This is a genomic window from Faecalibacillus sp. (assembly GCF_047023275.1).
In the GTDB taxonomy this organism is placed as follows: Bacteria; Bacillota_I; Bacilli_A; order Erysipelotrichales; family Coprobacillaceae; genus Faecalibacillus.
Genome location: NZ_JBKYAR010000004.1, coordinates 33,727 through 49,730, shown reverse-complemented (window position 1 = coordinate 49,730; position 16,004 = coordinate 33,727). Strand labels below are relative to the sequence as shown.

16 protein-coding genes are annotated in these 16,004 nt (G+C 28.0%); all 16 read left to right on the top strand.

Annotation, left to right across the window (positions count from 1 at the left end):
- Nucleotides 1-4: 4 nt before the first annotated feature.
- Nucleotides 5-1,291 (top strand): PTS sugar transporter subunit IIC, encoded by a 1,287-nt coding sequence (locus tag ACLVEP_RS02410; RefSeq protein ID WP_412582578.1) that lies wholly within the window; start codon nt 5-7, stop codon nt 1,289-1,291.
- A gap of 30 nt (nt 1,292-1,321) precedes the next feature.
- Entirely contained in the window at nt 1,322-2,437 is a 1,116-nt protein-coding gene (locus ACLVEP_RS02405) for a M20/M25/M40 family metallo-hydrolase (RefSeq protein ID WP_412582576.1), read from the top strand.
- A 1-nt stretch (nt 2,438) separates the two neighbouring features.
- Nucleotides 2,439-3,335, top strand: a complete 897-nt coding sequence (locus tag ACLVEP_RS02400) for an AEC family transporter (protein ID WP_412582575.1) — start codon at nt 2,439-2,441, stop codon at nt 3,333-3,335.
- On the top strand, nt 3,323-4,183 hold the full coding sequence (locus ACLVEP_RS02395) for a YitT family protein (RefSeq protein WP_412582573.1): 861 nt from the start codon (nt 3,323-3,325) through the stop codon (nt 4,181-4,183). Before ACLVEP_RS02400 ends, ACLVEP_RS02395 begins: the two co-directional genes overlap by 13 nt.
- A 155-nt stretch (nt 4,184-4,338) precedes the next feature.
- Nucleotides 4,339-4,929 (top strand): rubredoxin-like domain-containing protein, encoded by a 591-nt coding sequence (locus ACLVEP_RS02390; RefSeq protein ID WP_022000839.1) that lies wholly within the window; start codon nt 4,339-4,341, stop codon nt 4,927-4,929.
- A 91-nt stretch (nt 4,930-5,020) separates the two neighbouring features.
- Nucleotides 5,021-5,719, top strand: coding sequence for a DUF554 domain-containing protein (locus ACLVEP_RS02385; protein ID WP_412582571.1), 699 nt, complete (start codon nt 5,021-5,023; stop codon nt 5,717-5,719).
- Between the two features lie 9 nt (nt 5,720-5,728).
- Nucleotides 5,729-6,217, top strand: coding sequence for a GNAT family N-acetyltransferase (locus tag ACLVEP_RS02380; protein WP_412582569.1), 489 nt, complete (start codon nt 5,729-5,731; stop codon nt 6,215-6,217).
- An 85-nt stretch (nt 6,218-6,302) separates the two neighbouring features.
- A complete protein-coding gene (locus ACLVEP_RS02375) occupies nt 6,303-7,451 on the top strand; it encodes a hypothetical protein (protein ID WP_412582568.1) in 1,149 nt (382 codons plus the stop codon).
- A gap of 167 nt (nt 7,452-7,618) precedes the next feature.
- Nucleotides 7,619-8,629 (top strand): IS1595 family transposase, encoded by a 1,011-nt coding sequence (locus ACLVEP_RS02370; RefSeq protein ID WP_412582248.1) that lies wholly within the window; start codon nt 7,619-7,621, stop codon nt 8,627-8,629.
- Between the two features lie 49 nt (nt 8,630-8,678).
- Nucleotides 8,679-9,416, top strand: coding sequence for an esterase family protein (locus tag ACLVEP_RS02365; RefSeq protein WP_318001305.1), 738 nt, complete (start codon nt 8,679-8,681; stop codon nt 9,414-9,416).
- Nucleotides 9,417-9,431: 15 nt separating this feature from the next.
- Nucleotides 9,432-10,619, top strand: a complete 1,188-nt coding sequence (locus tag ACLVEP_RS02360) for an ATP-grasp domain-containing protein (RefSeq protein WP_412582566.1) — start codon at nt 9,432-9,434, stop codon at nt 10,617-10,619.
- A gap of 96 nt (nt 10,620-10,715) precedes the next feature.
- Nucleotides 10,716-12,155 carry a hypothetical protein gene (locus ACLVEP_RS02355; RefSeq protein WP_412582565.1) on the top strand — a complete coding sequence of 480 codons (1,440 nt, stop codon included), beginning with the start codon at nt 10,716-10,718 and terminating at the stop codon, nt 12,153-12,155.
- 3 nt (nt 12,156-12,158) lie between these two features.
- Entirely contained in the window at nt 12,159-13,208 is a 1,050-nt protein-coding gene (locus tag ACLVEP_RS02350; protein ID WP_412582563.1) for a hypothetical protein, read from the top strand.
- 176 nt (nt 13,209-13,384) lie between these two features.
- Nucleotides 13,385-13,654 carry a phosphocarrier protein HPr gene (locus tag ACLVEP_RS02345; protein ID WP_022001400.1) on the top strand — a complete coding sequence of 90 codons (270 nt, stop codon included), beginning with the start codon at nt 13,385-13,387 and terminating at the stop codon, nt 13,652-13,654.
- 70 nt (nt 13,655-13,724) lie between these two features.
- A complete protein-coding gene (gene ybaK / locus ACLVEP_RS02340; RefSeq protein WP_412582561.1) occupies nt 13,725-14,207 on the top strand; it encodes a Cys-tRNA(Pro) deacylase in 483 nt (160 codons plus the stop codon).
- 74 nt (nt 14,208-14,281) lie between these two features.
- Nucleotides 14,282-15,967 (top strand): phospho-sugar mutase, encoded by a 1,686-nt coding sequence (locus ACLVEP_RS02335; protein WP_412582560.1) that lies wholly within the window; start codon nt 14,282-14,284, stop codon nt 15,965-15,967.
- The last annotated feature ends 37 nt before the right edge of the window (nt 15,968-16,004 follow it).

The following is a 16,004-nucleotide window of genomic DNA, read 5'->3' as shown; positions in this document are numbered from 1 at the left end:
GAAAATGATGAATAGTTTTTTTGATAAAATGGGTGAAAAACTGATGCCATTTGCATCTAAAGTAAGTGCAAATCGTTATTTAAATGCGATTAAAGAAGGTTTCTTTGGCGTAATGCCAGTTATTATTGTTGGTTCTTTATTCTTGCTTTTTACAAGTATTCCTATTAATGGTTATAGTGAATTTATGACAGGACTTTTAGGGGAAAATTGGAGTCAAATATTTATGGTTCCTTATCGTATGAGTTATGGAATCATGTCTATTTATGTAGTTGTAGGAATTGCACGTTCTCTTGCACATTTTTATAAAGTAGATACAAGAGAGTCTATTGTTGTATCATTTATTGCTATCTTCATGTTAACACCTGTTTTAGTAACAGAAGATGGACTAAAAGGATTACCACTTGATAATTTTAGTGCATCAGGATTATTTTTAGCAATTATTACAACTTGTTTAGCAGTAGAAATCTTTAGATTTGTTGTTCAAAAAGGATGGACAATTAAATTACCAGATTCAGTACCTCAAAATGTGGCAAAACCATTTGAAGCTTTAATTCCAGTAGCTATTATCTTTATTATTTTTAACTTTGTAAGAATTGGTTTTGAAATGACAAGTTTCAAAAGTGCACAAAATTTCATTTTTACAATGTTACAACAACCACTACAATCCATTGGTAGTACATTACCAGCTACAATTTTAGTTTTATTAATAGAATCAATTTTATGGATCTTTGGTTTACATGGATCAAGTATTGTTTCTTCAGTAATGAATCCTATTTGGAGATCATTATCTGCTGAAAATGCTGCAGCAATTGGACTTGGAAAAGCTGCTACACATATTGTCAATTATCAATTTATTGCTAACTTTGTTAAATTAGGAGGAACTGCAGCTACTTTAGGATTAGCACTTGTGATTGTTTTTACTGCTAAATCATCTAGATATAAAGCTTTAGGTAAATTATCATTAATTCCTTCATTATTTAATATTAATGAACCATTGATCTTTGGTATGCCAATTGTTTTAAATCCAATTATGGCTATTCCATTTGTGATTGCTAATATTACAATGGCAATTGTCACTTATGCTTCTACATATATTGGATTAGTTCCAGTAAGTATTGGGGTTGAAGTTCCTTGGACAACACCACCAATTATTTCAGGCTTCTTATTATGTGGTATTAGAGGAGCTCTATTACAAATTGTATTATTACTTATCTCTATGGCTATTTATTATCCATTCTTTAAAATGGTAGATAAACAAGAAGTTAAGAAAGAATCTATTGAAAAGGCATAATTGCCTTTTCTTTAATATAGGGGGAAAAATATGTTATATAAATATGAAGAAGATTATATTGAACAAGAAGCTAAGTATTCTGTAGAACTTTTAAAACAGTTAGCAGCTATTCCGGCACCTTCTTATCATGAAGAAAAAAGAGCTCAATTTTGTAAACAATGGTTTGAAGAAAGAGGCATTGATGCAAAAATTGATAAGATGAATAATGTAGTGATTAAGATGTTTGATGAAGGTCAAGATATTGTGGTATTTTGTGGTCATCTTGATGTTGTTTTTGCTGATATGGAACCGTTAAAAATAACGCAAAAAGGGCATTATTTATATGGACCAGGAGTAGGAGATGATACAGCTAATGTTGTTCATTTAATGCAAGTGATTCATTATATTCACCTTCATCATTTACATGGAAAGACAGGTGTTTTATTTGTTTTAAATACGTGTGAAGAAGGTTTAGGAAATTCTAATGGGTGTCGTTATATTGTTGAACAGTATAAAAATCGTATTAAATCCTTTATTTCCTTTGATGGGTATTTGAATCAGTGTACGAATAGTGCTGTAGGTTCTAAACGTTATCGTTTGACTGTTCATTGTCAAGGAGGACATTCTTATGCTGATTTTGGTAAAGAAAATGCTATTGAGACTTTAAGTAAAATTATGTATGAATTAAGTCATCAACAAATACCAACAGAAGCTAAAACAACTTATAATTTTGGAAAAATAGAAGGTGGAACAACAATTAATGCAATTGCTTCTACAGCTACATTACTCTATGAATATCGTTCTTCTATGCAAAGCTGTTTAGATATCATGGAGAAACAATTTCAAGAAATTGTTTCTCATTATTCAAATGTAGAAATTGAAATTTTAGGAGTAAGACCTGGAAATGGTTTATTAAATCAAGAGGAATTTGAAAAATTTACAGATCATAATGTGAGATTGATTAAAGAATATTATTTAGATGATGTAGAAAAATGTGCTAATGGTACAGATTCAAATATTCCTTTATCTTATGGAATATGTGCTAATACGATTGGAACTTTAATGGGAGAAAAAGCACATACTTATGATGAATGGATTGATTTAGATTCTTATAAGATAGGTTTTAAAGTCATGATGAATATTATTTTAGAATATTTTAGGAATTAAAATGAATGTTTATTTAGTAATTAATAAAATTTTACAATTGTTTATGATGATTGTTTTAGGTTTTAATTTAGGAAAAATGAAAGATTTTGATGAAAGTTTTATTGATAAAATGAATCGTTTTGTTTTAAATATAACAATGCCTTGTTTAATTATTTCATCTGTAAGTGCCAATAAAAATGGTATTCCTTATCAAGATTTATTTTTATCAATGATTATTTTAATTATTATATTACCTATTTTTGCTTATTTATGTTTAAAAATAAGTTCTTTAAAAGATAAATCACTCTATTTATTTATGATGATCTACCCTAATGTAGGTTTCATTGGTTTTCCTCTATTACAATCATTATTTGGTAAACAATCGCTTTTATTAACAGCTTTAATCAATATGCCTTTTAATCTATCATTGTTTACTTTAGGAATGATGATTATGTCAAATAATAAATCATTTCAAATAAAAAAACTCATTACACCAGGAATTATTGCTTCAATGATTGCAGTGTTATTATATATTTTTTCAATATCATTACCTGAAACATTGTTACAACCTATTCAATTGATAGGTAATATGACAACACCATTAGCAATGATTATTATTGGAGCAACACTTTCTAAATATCCTATCAAGAAAATATTACTCGATAGAAAGATTTACTTATTTACAATATTCATTGATTTAATCATTCCAATGATTTTTTCACCGTTAGTTCATTTTCTTATCAAAGATACAATGATTCAAGCAATGACGATGATTATCTTAGCGATGCCTGTAGCTAATGGTGCTGTTTTATTTGCGAAAAGATATCAACAAAATGAATTTTTAGCAGCAAAAACAGTTTTTCTATCAACTTTATTATCAATTATAACAATACCGGTGGTGGCTCTATGTTTCATTTAAATAAAAAATATTTATTAACATTGATAACAGTTATTTTAGGTGCTTTTGTACAGGCTTATGTCATCAAAGTCTTTATTCAACCAGCTAATTTATTATCAAGTGGATTTACAGGAGTTGCGATATTGATTGAAAAGATTACATCAACTTATTTTCATTTCTCATTTTCTACTTCTTTAGGAATGATTGTATTAAATGTACCAGTAGCTATTTTATGTTATAAAAGTATTAGTCCAAGGTTTACATTCTTTTCTTTATTAGAAGTTTTTCTAGCAAGTTTCTTTTTAAAAATAATTCATTTTCCACCTATTTTTAATGATACTTTATTGAATGTGATTTTTGGTGGAACTCTTTATGGATTGATGACGGCAGGTATTTTAAAAATGAATGCTTCAACAGGAGGAACAGATTTTGTTGCATTATATATTTCTAATAAAAAAGGAAAATCGATTTGGAGCTATGTTTTTATTTTTAATTCAATTATATTATTGATTTTTGGATTTATGTTTGGTTGGATCCATGCAGGATATTCTATTTTATTTCAATTTATTTCTACTAGAACAATAGATTCATTTTATCATCGTTATGAACGCGTTACTTTACAAGTAACAACAAAAAAAGCACAAGATGTGATGGATAAATATATTAAAAATTATCGACATGGAATATCATGTGTTGAAGCTATTGGAGGATATAGTCATGAAAAGATGTATTTATTGCATACAGTTGTTTCTAGTTATGAGGTTTTAGATATTGTAGAGTTAATGAAAACGGTAGATTCTCATATTATTGTTAATGTTATAAAAACTGAAAATTTTTTTGGTGGCTTTTATCGTCCACCGATTGATTAAGGCAATTGAAAGATTGCTTTTTTCTTTTTAAAAAAGAGATATAATAATAGAAAGATACAAATTATGCTTCTAAATGGATTGACAATAGGAAATTATATGTTATACTTAAGTAGTAATCATTCCTAATAAGGAATTAAAAAAAGGAGAAAAGAAATATGGCTAAATTTGTATGTAAAGTATGTGGATATGTTTATGAAGGAGATGCAGCACCAGCTGAATGTCCAGTATGTCATGTAGGAGCTGACATGTTTGAAGAAGTAAAAGGTGAAATGAAATTAGCTGCTGAACATGAATATGGTATTTACGCTAAAACTGTAAAAAATAATCCTGATATTAGTGATGAAGATAAAAAATATATCTTTGATCAATTAAAAGCAAACTTTGAAGGTGAATGTTCAGAAGTTGGTATGTATTTATGTATGGCAAGAATTGCTCATAGAGAAGGTTATCCTGAAATTGGATTATATTGGGAAAAAGCTGCTTATGAAGAAGCAGAACATGCTGCTAAATTTGCTGAAATGTTAGGAGAAGACTTAGAACCAAATATGAAAGCAACTACTAAAGATAACTTAGCTTGGCGTGTTGATTGTGAATTTGGAGCAACAGCTGGTAAAGTTGAACTTGCTACATGTGCTAAAAAGAATAACTTAGATGCAATTCATGATACTGTTCATGAAATGGCTAGAGATGAAGCTAGACATGGAAAAGCTTTAAAAGGTTTATTAGATAGATATTTTGGTAAATAATATAATAATAGAGCCGTCAATGAAAGTTGACGGTTTTTTTAATGCATATTTTGCATGGTTTTGTTATAATAGTTGACAAGGTGGTGATTTTATGCCAGTTGGCGTTTTAACAAATGTATGTGCTGTTTTTATAGGTACTTTTATTGGAGGACTTATTAAAAAAGTTTTACCTAAACATTTAATGGAAGAATTACCAAAAGTTTTTGGGATTTGTTCTGTAACAATTGGATTAATGTCAGTCATTCAAGTAAAGACATTACCAATGGTTATTATGGCTATTATTTTAGGTTTTGTTATTGGTGAATTATGTCATTTATATGATCATGTTCATGATATATTTGCGTTTTTATTAGATAAATTACCTTTTCATATAGAAGGTAATCAAGAAGAATATATGCATCTTTATTTATTAGTTGTTTTGATGTTTTCAATGTCTGGAATGGGATTATTTGGAGCCCTTACAGAAGGAATGTCAGGAGATGCTTCTGTTTTAATTTCTAAATCAGTTTTAGATTTCTTTACAGCTATTTTATTTGGAGCTGCTTTAGGTTATGCACAAAGTTTAATATGTGTTCCACAATTACTTATTTTACTTGCGTGTTTCTTTCTAGCAAAAGCAATTTTACCATTTGTAAGTGCAACAATGATTGCTGATTTTAAAGCTTGTGGTGGTGTTATTACCATGATTACAGGTTTAACCGTTTCTAAAATACTAGATGTAAGAGCGATGAATCTTGTTCCTGCACTTATTCTAGTCATGCCATTTGTTGGCCTTTATGCCATGATTTAGGAGAATATCATGTTAAAACAAGCGACAATTCAGGATTTAGACTTACTTTATCAAATCGAAACAACCTGTTTTCCTATACAAGAGGCAGCAAGTTATCAATCATTAAAAGAAAGATTAAATGTTTATCATGAAGGTTTTGAAATCTTTTATTTAAATCATCAAGCGATTGGATATATTGGTGGTTTGAAAAATAATGAATGCACTCTTCCTGATGAAATGTATGAAAATGCTTTTTTACATCAAGAAAACGGACGTTATCAAATGATTTTTTCAGTTTGCATTTTACCTGAATATAGAGGACATGGTTATGCTAGAGAAATGGTAAAAGAGTATGTCAAAAAAAGAAAAGATAATGTTGAAGGATTTATTTTGACATGTAAAGATCATCTTATTCCTTTTTATGAAAGTTGTGGTTTTAAATTTGTAAAAGTTTCAGCATCTACTCATGGAAATGCTAAATGGAATGATATGGTTATTCATTGTCGTGGAGAAATATAACATTTCTCTTTTTTTGTACTATTTGTCCAATGACGAATATGTTATTTAGGAATAAAATAAGATTAGAGAATAAAGGGGAATGAATATGGATCAAATATATAGAGAATATAGTGAAAAATATAAACGTGTATTACATTTTGCTGGTATTATGAAGAAAGAAAATGTTCTTTTTAAAAATCATGAAATAACGGTTTTGAAGGATATCGAAAATTATCAGGATTTTGATTATAGTTATTTTGAAAATTGTGAAATAGAAAAGAGCTGTATTTATCATAAAATTACATATGCTTTAGCTATTTTAAAAAAAGCTGAAAATGGTATGATTGTTGATTCGATGAAAGCAATAGGTTGGTTAAATACTGTTTTAGATGAAAATTATGCATCTTATAAAATGGATCTTTGGTATTTACATAAAGGAAATTGGGATGATAGTTATTTAGAAGAAAGTTATGATTTTTTATCAGCTATAGAAGTTTATTTTTATTTGTTTGGTAAAGATAAAACTTTTCAATTATTAGAAAATAAAAATTCTAAAATGGCAAATGATTTAAAAACAATAGATATACTTATTCAACAATATCAAAGTTTGTGTAGTAAAAATCAATATGCAACTTTAAAATATTTGTTAGTATTGTTATTTAGCCAACGATTAGAAAAATTAGAAGTTGAACACAAAGAGATTGCTTTTAAATTATTAAAAAGTGTCATTGAATTAAAATCAATTATTTTACCATTATTAATGTTATGTGATTTTTATCAAAAAGATTTTGATGAAGAATGGGCATTGATTTCTAAAGATGTTGATCGTAATTTTTTAAAAGAACAAAAATCATATATTCCATTTGTTGAAAGTGAAGATTATTTAGAATTAGATATTACAGATGTTTTATTGTATAAAAATAAAATAGAAGATCTTCCAGAAGGATTAAAAAGGTATTTTAATAATTTAAAGACAGTTTATGATGATTTAAAAACAAAACTTGTTTTTGATCCATCTCTTTTAGAAGTAGAAAATATTTTATTATTGATGGAAAAACAATATCAATTATATCCAGTAGCTTCATTTATTGAAGAAATAGAAAAACACTATTGTAAAGAATATTATATCATGATGAAAATATTAGAAATGGTAATGAATGATTGCTTAAATGTTGAATTAGGAAGAGAAACAGTTAAATTAACTTTATCATTTATGATGAATCAAAAATTAAGATTCGCAATATTTGGTTTTTAAATAAGAGATACTTTGTGCTACAATGAAAGTAGTAGGAGGTATTTTTTATGGAAAGCCTAACTCAAGATAAATGTTGGTAATGACACCTAATAATGTCAGTCTAACTTTCATAATTGGAAGCTTAACTTTTTGATTTGTTTTATCATATAGTCAAGAGGTGGAAAGCTATGGAAGATAAAATGTTTAATGATATTATTGATTCAATTATCAATAACGCAAGTGATGATGAAATTGAAATTATTAGGGAAAAACTCAATAATCATTTAATCAATCATATTTATGATACAAATATCCATGAAGAACTATCAAACAACTATGATAGTTCTTTTTGTCCTCATTGCCAAAATAAACATATCATTAAATATGGTAAGGATAATAAGGGAAATCAAAGATATTTATGTAAAGAATGTTTAAAAACATTTTCTTCTATTACCGGTTCATTGCTTTCATATACTAAAAAACAACCTTATCAATGGTTTGAATATATTCAATCTTTATTTAATGGCGATACTCTTGCTCGTTCTGCTGCTATAGTTGGAATAAGTGAACAAACTTCTCTTGTTTGGAGACATAAAATATTAAGTATTCTTGCCACTTTAACTGATGATGATCCTGTTTTAAGTGATACTGTTTATTTGGATGAAAAATTAAATGTCGTTTCACATCCTGGTAAACACATTGAAAATAAAGAAAAAGTCAAAAGAGGAATGAGCCATCAAAAAAGAAATATCGTATGTGCCATAGACCAACATAACAATAAAGTTATACAAGTATCTGAAACAGGAAGAATCCATTCTAAAGAGCTTTATAAAATATATAAAGACAAGATTCCAAGTACATGTCAGGTTGTAAGTGATAGCTTGAGATCATATCATAAACTGATGAAAGATTTAAAAGTTAAATGGGTCAAGATACCATCAGGTAAAAAAGAAAAAGACGGTTATACTCTTAAAAAGATAAACGATTTACATTCATCAATAGATTTATTCCTTTATAAATATCGAGGAATATCAGATAAATATTTAAGAAATTATATGGGACTTTATAAATATAAAGATCAACATAATAAATATTATCAAAAGAAGGTATTTCTTCACATATTTAAAGAAATCATCAATAGTTTATGTGCGTTGAAATTCAGTGATTTTAAATATGATTCTAAATTTTTCGCTATTTGATTAGTTTTCCAAGAAATACTTACCAACATTTATCTTGGGTTAGGTTTTTATGGAAAAAAGATACTATAGTGAATACAGTCAATGTTTAGATAGAAATATGGACTTTATTGTTTATGGTCATAGTGGAGTTCCTCTTCTTGTATTTCCAGCACAAGATGGACATCCACAAGATTATGAAAATTTTGGAATGGTTGATACAATCAAAGATAAAATTGAAAATGGTTATGTACAATTATTTTGTGTTGGTAGTATGGATGAAGAAAGCTATTCTGATGAAATGGGTGATAAAGCCCGTCGTAGTTATTTGTTAGAACAATTTTATTATTATATTTGTGATGAAATGGTACCTAGAATTAAAGAAATTAATGGTACAGGAAAAATGATTTATACGACAGGATGTTCTTTAGGAGCAACACATGCAGCCAATATGATGCTTAGAAGACCTGATTTATTTATGGGATGTATTGCTTTAAGTGGATATTATGATACTGATCTTTTCTTTGGACAATATGTTGATGAAAATATTTATAATAATAGTCCTTTAAAGTATTTAAATGGAATGTCAAGAAATCATCCTTATGTTGACCTATATAATCAAAGACATATTATTCTTTGTTGTGGACAAGGTGCATGGGAAGATGAAATGGTTAAATCAACAGGCTTAATGAAAGAAACATTTGATCGTTTAGGTGTTAATGCTTGGTGTGATTTTTGGGGAAGCGATGTTAACCATGATTGGCCATGGTGGAGAAAACAATTACCATATTTTTTAGGACACATTTTATAAGGGGGAAATTAAAATATGAATTTAGTCTTTATCTCGCCAAATTTTCCAACATATTATTGGAATTTTTGCAAATCACTTAGAGAAAGAGGTGTAACAGTTTTAGGAATCGGCGATGCACCTTATGATGATTTAGTGAATGAAACAAAAGAAAGCTTGGTAGAATATTATCGTGTGAATAATCTACAAAATTATGATGAAGTTTATCGTGCAATGGGATTTTTTATTGGGAAATATGGTCGTATTGATTATATTGAATCACAAAATGAATTTTGGCTTGAACTAGAAGCTCAGTTAAGAGAAGATTTTAATATTCATCATGGATTGAGACCAAAAGAATTAGAAGTGATGAAATTTAAATCAAAGATGAAAGCTGTTTATAAAAAAGCAAATGTACCAACAGCTAGATATAAAGTTTTTAAAGATGATCAAGAACTTTTAGATTTTTGTAAAGAAGTAGGTTTTCCAATTGTTGTAAAACCAGATAATGGAGTAGGAGCTTCTTCTACATATAAATTAAAAAATAAAAAACAAGTTAATGAATTTTTAGCAAGTTGGGATCGAAATATAAGTTTTATTGCTGAAGAATATATTGATGGTCTTGTAGAAACTTTTGATGGTATTACGGATAGTCAAGGAAATATTTTGATTTGTACAAGTCATGTGATGATGGAATCTATTATGGATACGGTTAATGAAGGTGGAGATACTTCTTTCTATGGACAAATTGTTGAAGGTAGTGATATTAAAGAAGTAGGAAGTCGTGTTGTTAAAGCTTTTGATGCTAAACAAAAATTCTTCCATTTTGAATTCTTTAGACTTAGTAAAGATAAAGAAGGTTTAGGGAAAAAAGGAGATCTTGTTGGGTTAGAAGTTAATATGAGAGCTCCAGGTGCCTATATTCCAGATATGATGAATTATGCTTATAACGCTAATGTTTATGATATTTTTGCAGATATGTTGATTTATGATCGTTGTTTTATTGAACCTAAACAACAATATTGTATTGGATATGCTGGAAGAAGAGATGGTTTAAAATATAAACATCATAGTCAACAAATTCGTATGAAATTTAAAGAACAATTGATTTCACATGAAATTGTACCTGATGCATTAGCAGCAGCAATGGGTAATCAAGTTTATTTATTAAGAGCAAAAAATGAAGAAGATATTCAAGAAATGATTAAATATGTATTAGAAAAATAGGATTCACTGAATCCTTTTTTTAGTTCATGAACAATTAATAAATATTTCATAAAATCATTATTATGTTATAATAATCATACCAAGGAGGTAGTCATTATGAAAAAAAGCTTTTTAGCATGTATACTTGTCATGATGCTTACAATAACTGGCTGTTCAAGTAAAACAGCAACCCAAACATTATTTGTTGAAAAAAATAATAAATATGCTCTATGTACTTCAGAAGGAGATTTAAAAACAAAATTCATTTATAGTTCTTATAAAGAAGTAGAAAATGAAGGATATATTGTTGTTCATGATAAAAAATATGAATATATTTCAACAACAGGTAAAAAATTGATTGAATATAAAAAAGGAACAAAATTAACTGCTGTTGAAAATATGATTGTTGCTAAAAATGATAAAAATAAATATGTAATCTATGATTTAGAAGGAAAAGAATTATATAAAGATAGTAAAAAAGTAAAAATATATATGTATGATTTACCAGTCATTTATCAAAATAAAAAATATTCTGTTTTAAATGGCCAAGGTGAAGTTGTAACAACATCTAAACAACAAATTACTTATGCAGGAATTTATAATCAATCTTTTATTACAGTTGCTTATAAAAATAAAACAGTTTTATTTGATACTTCTTCAAGTAGTCAAATAGATGAAAATGGTTTAGCAATTAAATTGAAAGGTCAATATGATGTTATTGCTAATGATTATAAAAAGGGATTTGTTTTATATGATCAAAAACAAAAGAATTTGGCTTATGTAAATTTAAAAGGTAAAGTTAAGTTTAAAAAGGATATTGAAGTAGAAACAGCAGAATTTGATGGTTCTTCACTTATTTTAAAAGATAAAGATGATGTAAGATTATTATCTTTAGATGGATCAAAAGATGTTCTAGCAACATCTTATTATAAAAATATTAATAATTATTTGGCGAAAAATGCAAGCTATATTTATGGACCACATAAATTTGTTGAAAATGGTAAAGAAAAAGAAGTGAAAGGGATTCAATTAAATCCAAATATTTCTGCTGTGCATGGTAAAATATTCCCTGTATATGTTCAAAATAAAGGATATCAATATTATAGTTTTAATGGTAAAGAAGCTATTAAGACAATTTATAAAGATGCTCAAGATTTTGATCAATATGGTATAGCTATTGTTTCTAAAGATGGTGAAAAGTATTATTTGATGAATTCTAAAGGAGAAAAACAATCTAAGAATTATGTCAAGATTAAATCAATTGGAAAAGGATATTATGCTGCTTATGAAACAAATAGTAAGTATGAAATTATTAATACTGAAGGTAAAATAGATATTCATGATTATTTTATGGGTGAAAGTCAAGCTTTTGAATTTGATGGTAAGGTTTATGCTTTATTAAATAAAAGTGGTACTACTTATTTGTATGATATGGAAGAAAATGAATCATTATTTTCATTAGAAGGTGAATATCAATTGTATAATGGTAGATATTTAAGAAAGAAAAATCATAAAGCATATTATGATTTGGAAGGAAATTTAATTTATAAGGGGTAATCTATGGAATATTATATTGTTTTATTAGTCTTTTATGCAATAACACTTATCTTTTTAAGATTGGTGTTTGCTGAAATAGAAGGTAGACAAGCAAGAAAGATGTCTAATGTACGTTATTTTTTAAGATATCAAGATAAGTTTGTTTATCGTCGTCAGTTTTCTATTATTTTTGTAGCATTTCTTTGTTATATGATTGTTTCTGTAGAAAAAGCATTTTCTACAATGTGGTTTTTACAACTCATGGGATTTATTGCAGTGGGAGTTATTAGTGATGCACTTTCACAAGTTGTTTATCATTATTATATCAACATTCGTTTTAAAAAAGATATTACTGAAAGTAAAGAACTAAAAAATGAAATAGCATATGCTGTTTCAAATCAAGGTGAAGAATTGATGCAACAAACAATTCCAAGTTATGAACCACATCAAATTATAGAAGGCTATCTTAACGAAGATAATCATTTAGCTGTTATTTCAGTAGATGGTGGAAATTTTACTTCACAATTTGAAAAATTACCACCTATTACTTATTCTGTAGAATTAAATCCTACTAAAGCAAGAGAAACTTTAGAAGAAAAAGGTGTAAAAGTAACAACTTTTACTTCTCAAGGGAAAATGCCTTTTAAAGATGAAAAACTAGATGTTGTTGTAAATGAATTATCTAATTATGATAAATTTGAAATGTATCGTATTTTAAAACCAGGTGGTTATTTAGTTGTTGATCAATTAGGAAGTGATAATTATAAAGAAATTATCAATATGTTTATTCCTTTTAAGTTAAAAGGTCAATGGAATAAAGAAACATGTCAATCAACACTTACAGAAATTGGTTTTGATATTGTTGATAGCTATGAAGATATTGGACATATTCGCTTTCATTCTTTATCAGCAGTTCTTGCTTTTATGAAGAGTATTTCTCCTGAAAGGGTAGAAAAATATGAACAATTTGTAAACTTCTATGCAGATGTTTTAAAAAAGATAAAAAAGAATCAGTTTTATGAAATCACAACACATAAATTTATGGTAATAGCAAGAAAAAGTGATATGAAATAGGAAAATTATGAAAAAATTTTCCTATTTTTTTAATTTGATAATTAAAAAAATGTAGAAAATATCGACTAAATTTGAGATAAATATGTAAACGCTTTATTTTTTTGGAAAATCCCTAGAAATTCTAAAAATATGATGTTATAATTGTGTCATAGAAATTTTTAAGGAGGAGTCATATAATGGCAAAAGAATTATCTTTCGTAGTATCTGATCCAGTTGGATTACATGCTAGACCAGCTACTATCTTAGTAAACCAAGCTAGCAAATTCACTAGCAATATTAAATTAGTTTATAATGATAAAGAAGTAAACTTAAAATCTATTATGGGAGTTATGTCTTTAGGTGTTCCTACTAAAGCTACTGTTACTATCGTAGCTGAAGGTGATGACGAAGAAGATGTAATTGCTTCAATCGCTAAAGTAATCAAAGAACAAAAAGTTGCTGAATAATAGCATTAATGAAAAGGGAATCAACATGATTCCCTTTTTTTATGTTATAATAAATGCAGAGGTGTAAATCATGGCTAAGAAGTTTAAAACAAATGCGCTTAGAATGTTGGATAAAGCAAAAATTCCTTATTCAATAAAGGAATATGCATATGATGAAGATCATTTAGATGGAAAACATGTGGCAAGTCTTATAGATATGGCGCCAGAGGCTATTTTTAAAACACTTGTTTTACATGATAACCATAATGAGTATCTTGTGTGTTGTGTTCCTGTTTTAGAAGAAATTGATTTAAAAAAGCTTGCTAAATTAGCAGGAAGAAAAAGTGTAGAAATGATCCATCAAAAGGACTTATTACCTGTAACAGGTTATATGCGAGGGGGATGTTCTCCAGTGGGAATGAAGAAACAATTTCCAACGTATATGGATGAAAGTATTTTAAAAGTTAATGAGGTTGCTTTTTCGGCAGGAAAACGTGGTTTTCAAATGATTGTCAAGGTTCAAGATATTTTGACATACTTAAATGTCGAAACTGGAGATATTATACGAAAATAATTTGAAAACGGTTACATTTTTCTATGGTTTTTGACAAAGAGCTTTGATATACTTATATATAAGAGGTGGTAAAAATGAATTATAACGAAAAGTATCAAAAATGGGTTAGTAAAGAAGATTTAGATCCTGCTTTAAAAGCAGAATTATTATCAATGGATGAAACTGCAAAGGAAGATGCCTTCTATACAGATGTTGAATTTGGAACAGCAGGTATGAGAGGAATCTTAGGTGCAGGGACAAATAGATTAAATATCTATGTTATTCAAAAAGCCAATGTAGGATTTGCAAAATACATTGCATCTTTACCAGAAGGTAAAGAAAGAGGTGTTGCTATTGGATATGATAATAGACATATGTCTTATAAATTTGCGATTGAATCAGCAAAAGTATTAGCAACATATGGTATTAAATCATATATCTTTGAATCATTACGTCCAACACCTGAATTATCATTTGCAGTGCGTTATTTAAAATGTGCTGGTGGTATCATGATTACAGCAAGTCATAATCCAAAAGAACATAATGGATATAAAGTATATGATGATACAGGATGCCAATTATTACCAGAAGCAGCTGATCAAGTTGTACAATATGTAAATGAAGTAGAAGATGAATTAAATATTAAAGTGTTCTCTGATGAAGAAGCTTATCCATATATGACATGGATTGGTGAAGAAGTAGATGAAGCTTATTATAAAGAAGTTATGGCAATTGAAGTTAATCCAGGAATGGATAAAAGTGATTTTAAAATTGTTTTCTCTCCACAACATGGAACATCAAATATTGCAGTTAGAACATGTCTAACAAGACTTGGATATGATCTTGTGCCAGTATTAGCTCAATGTGCACCAGATCCAGATTTTTCTAATACAAAATCTCCAAACCCAGAAGTTCCAGCATCTTATGAATTAGCTATCAAAAAAGCTAAAGAAGTAGATGCAGATGTTGTAGTTATTACAGATCCAGATGGTGACCGTTTAGGAGTTGTTGCTAAACATAATGGTGAATATGTTTTAATGTCAGGTAACCAATCAGCAGCTGTTTATTTGGAATATATTTTAAGCCAAATGAAAGAAAAAGGAACATTACCTGATAATGCAGTTATGTATAATACAATCGTAACTTCTGATTTAGGTGAATTAGTAGCCAGAAGTTATGGTGTTGATGTAGAAAAAACATTAACTGGATTTAAATTTATTGGTGATAAGATTCGTAAATATGAACAAACTCACGAAAAAACATTTGTATTTGGTTATGAAGAATCTTATGGATGTGTTATTAAAGATTTTGTTAGAGATAAAGATGCAGTGCAAGCTGTTTTAACTGCTGCAGAAGCAGGTAACTTCTATAAAAAACAAGGTAAAGATTTAGTTGATGTTTTAAATGAATTATATGCTAAACATGGTACATTTAAAGAAACTCAAATTGCTTTATCTAAAGCAGGAGCTGCAGGAGCTGCACGTATTAAAGAAATCATGGATAATTTAAGAAAAGATGCACCTCAAGACATTGGTGGTGTTAAAGTTGTAAAAGTTGAAGACTATGGAAATAGTACTTGTTCTGATGGAACAACTATTCAATTACCAAAATCTAACGTATTAAAATATTACTTAGAAGATGGCTCATGGATTGCAGCAAGACCATCAGGTACAGAACCTAAATGTAAATTCTATTTCTCAATCAAAGGCAGCGATGCTAATGATGCCGCTAGTAAAACAGAAGTATTCCATAAAGCAATGATGGAAATTATTGGTGAATAGAAAATGAAAGAAAAGCAATTCATAAAAAATGAATTGC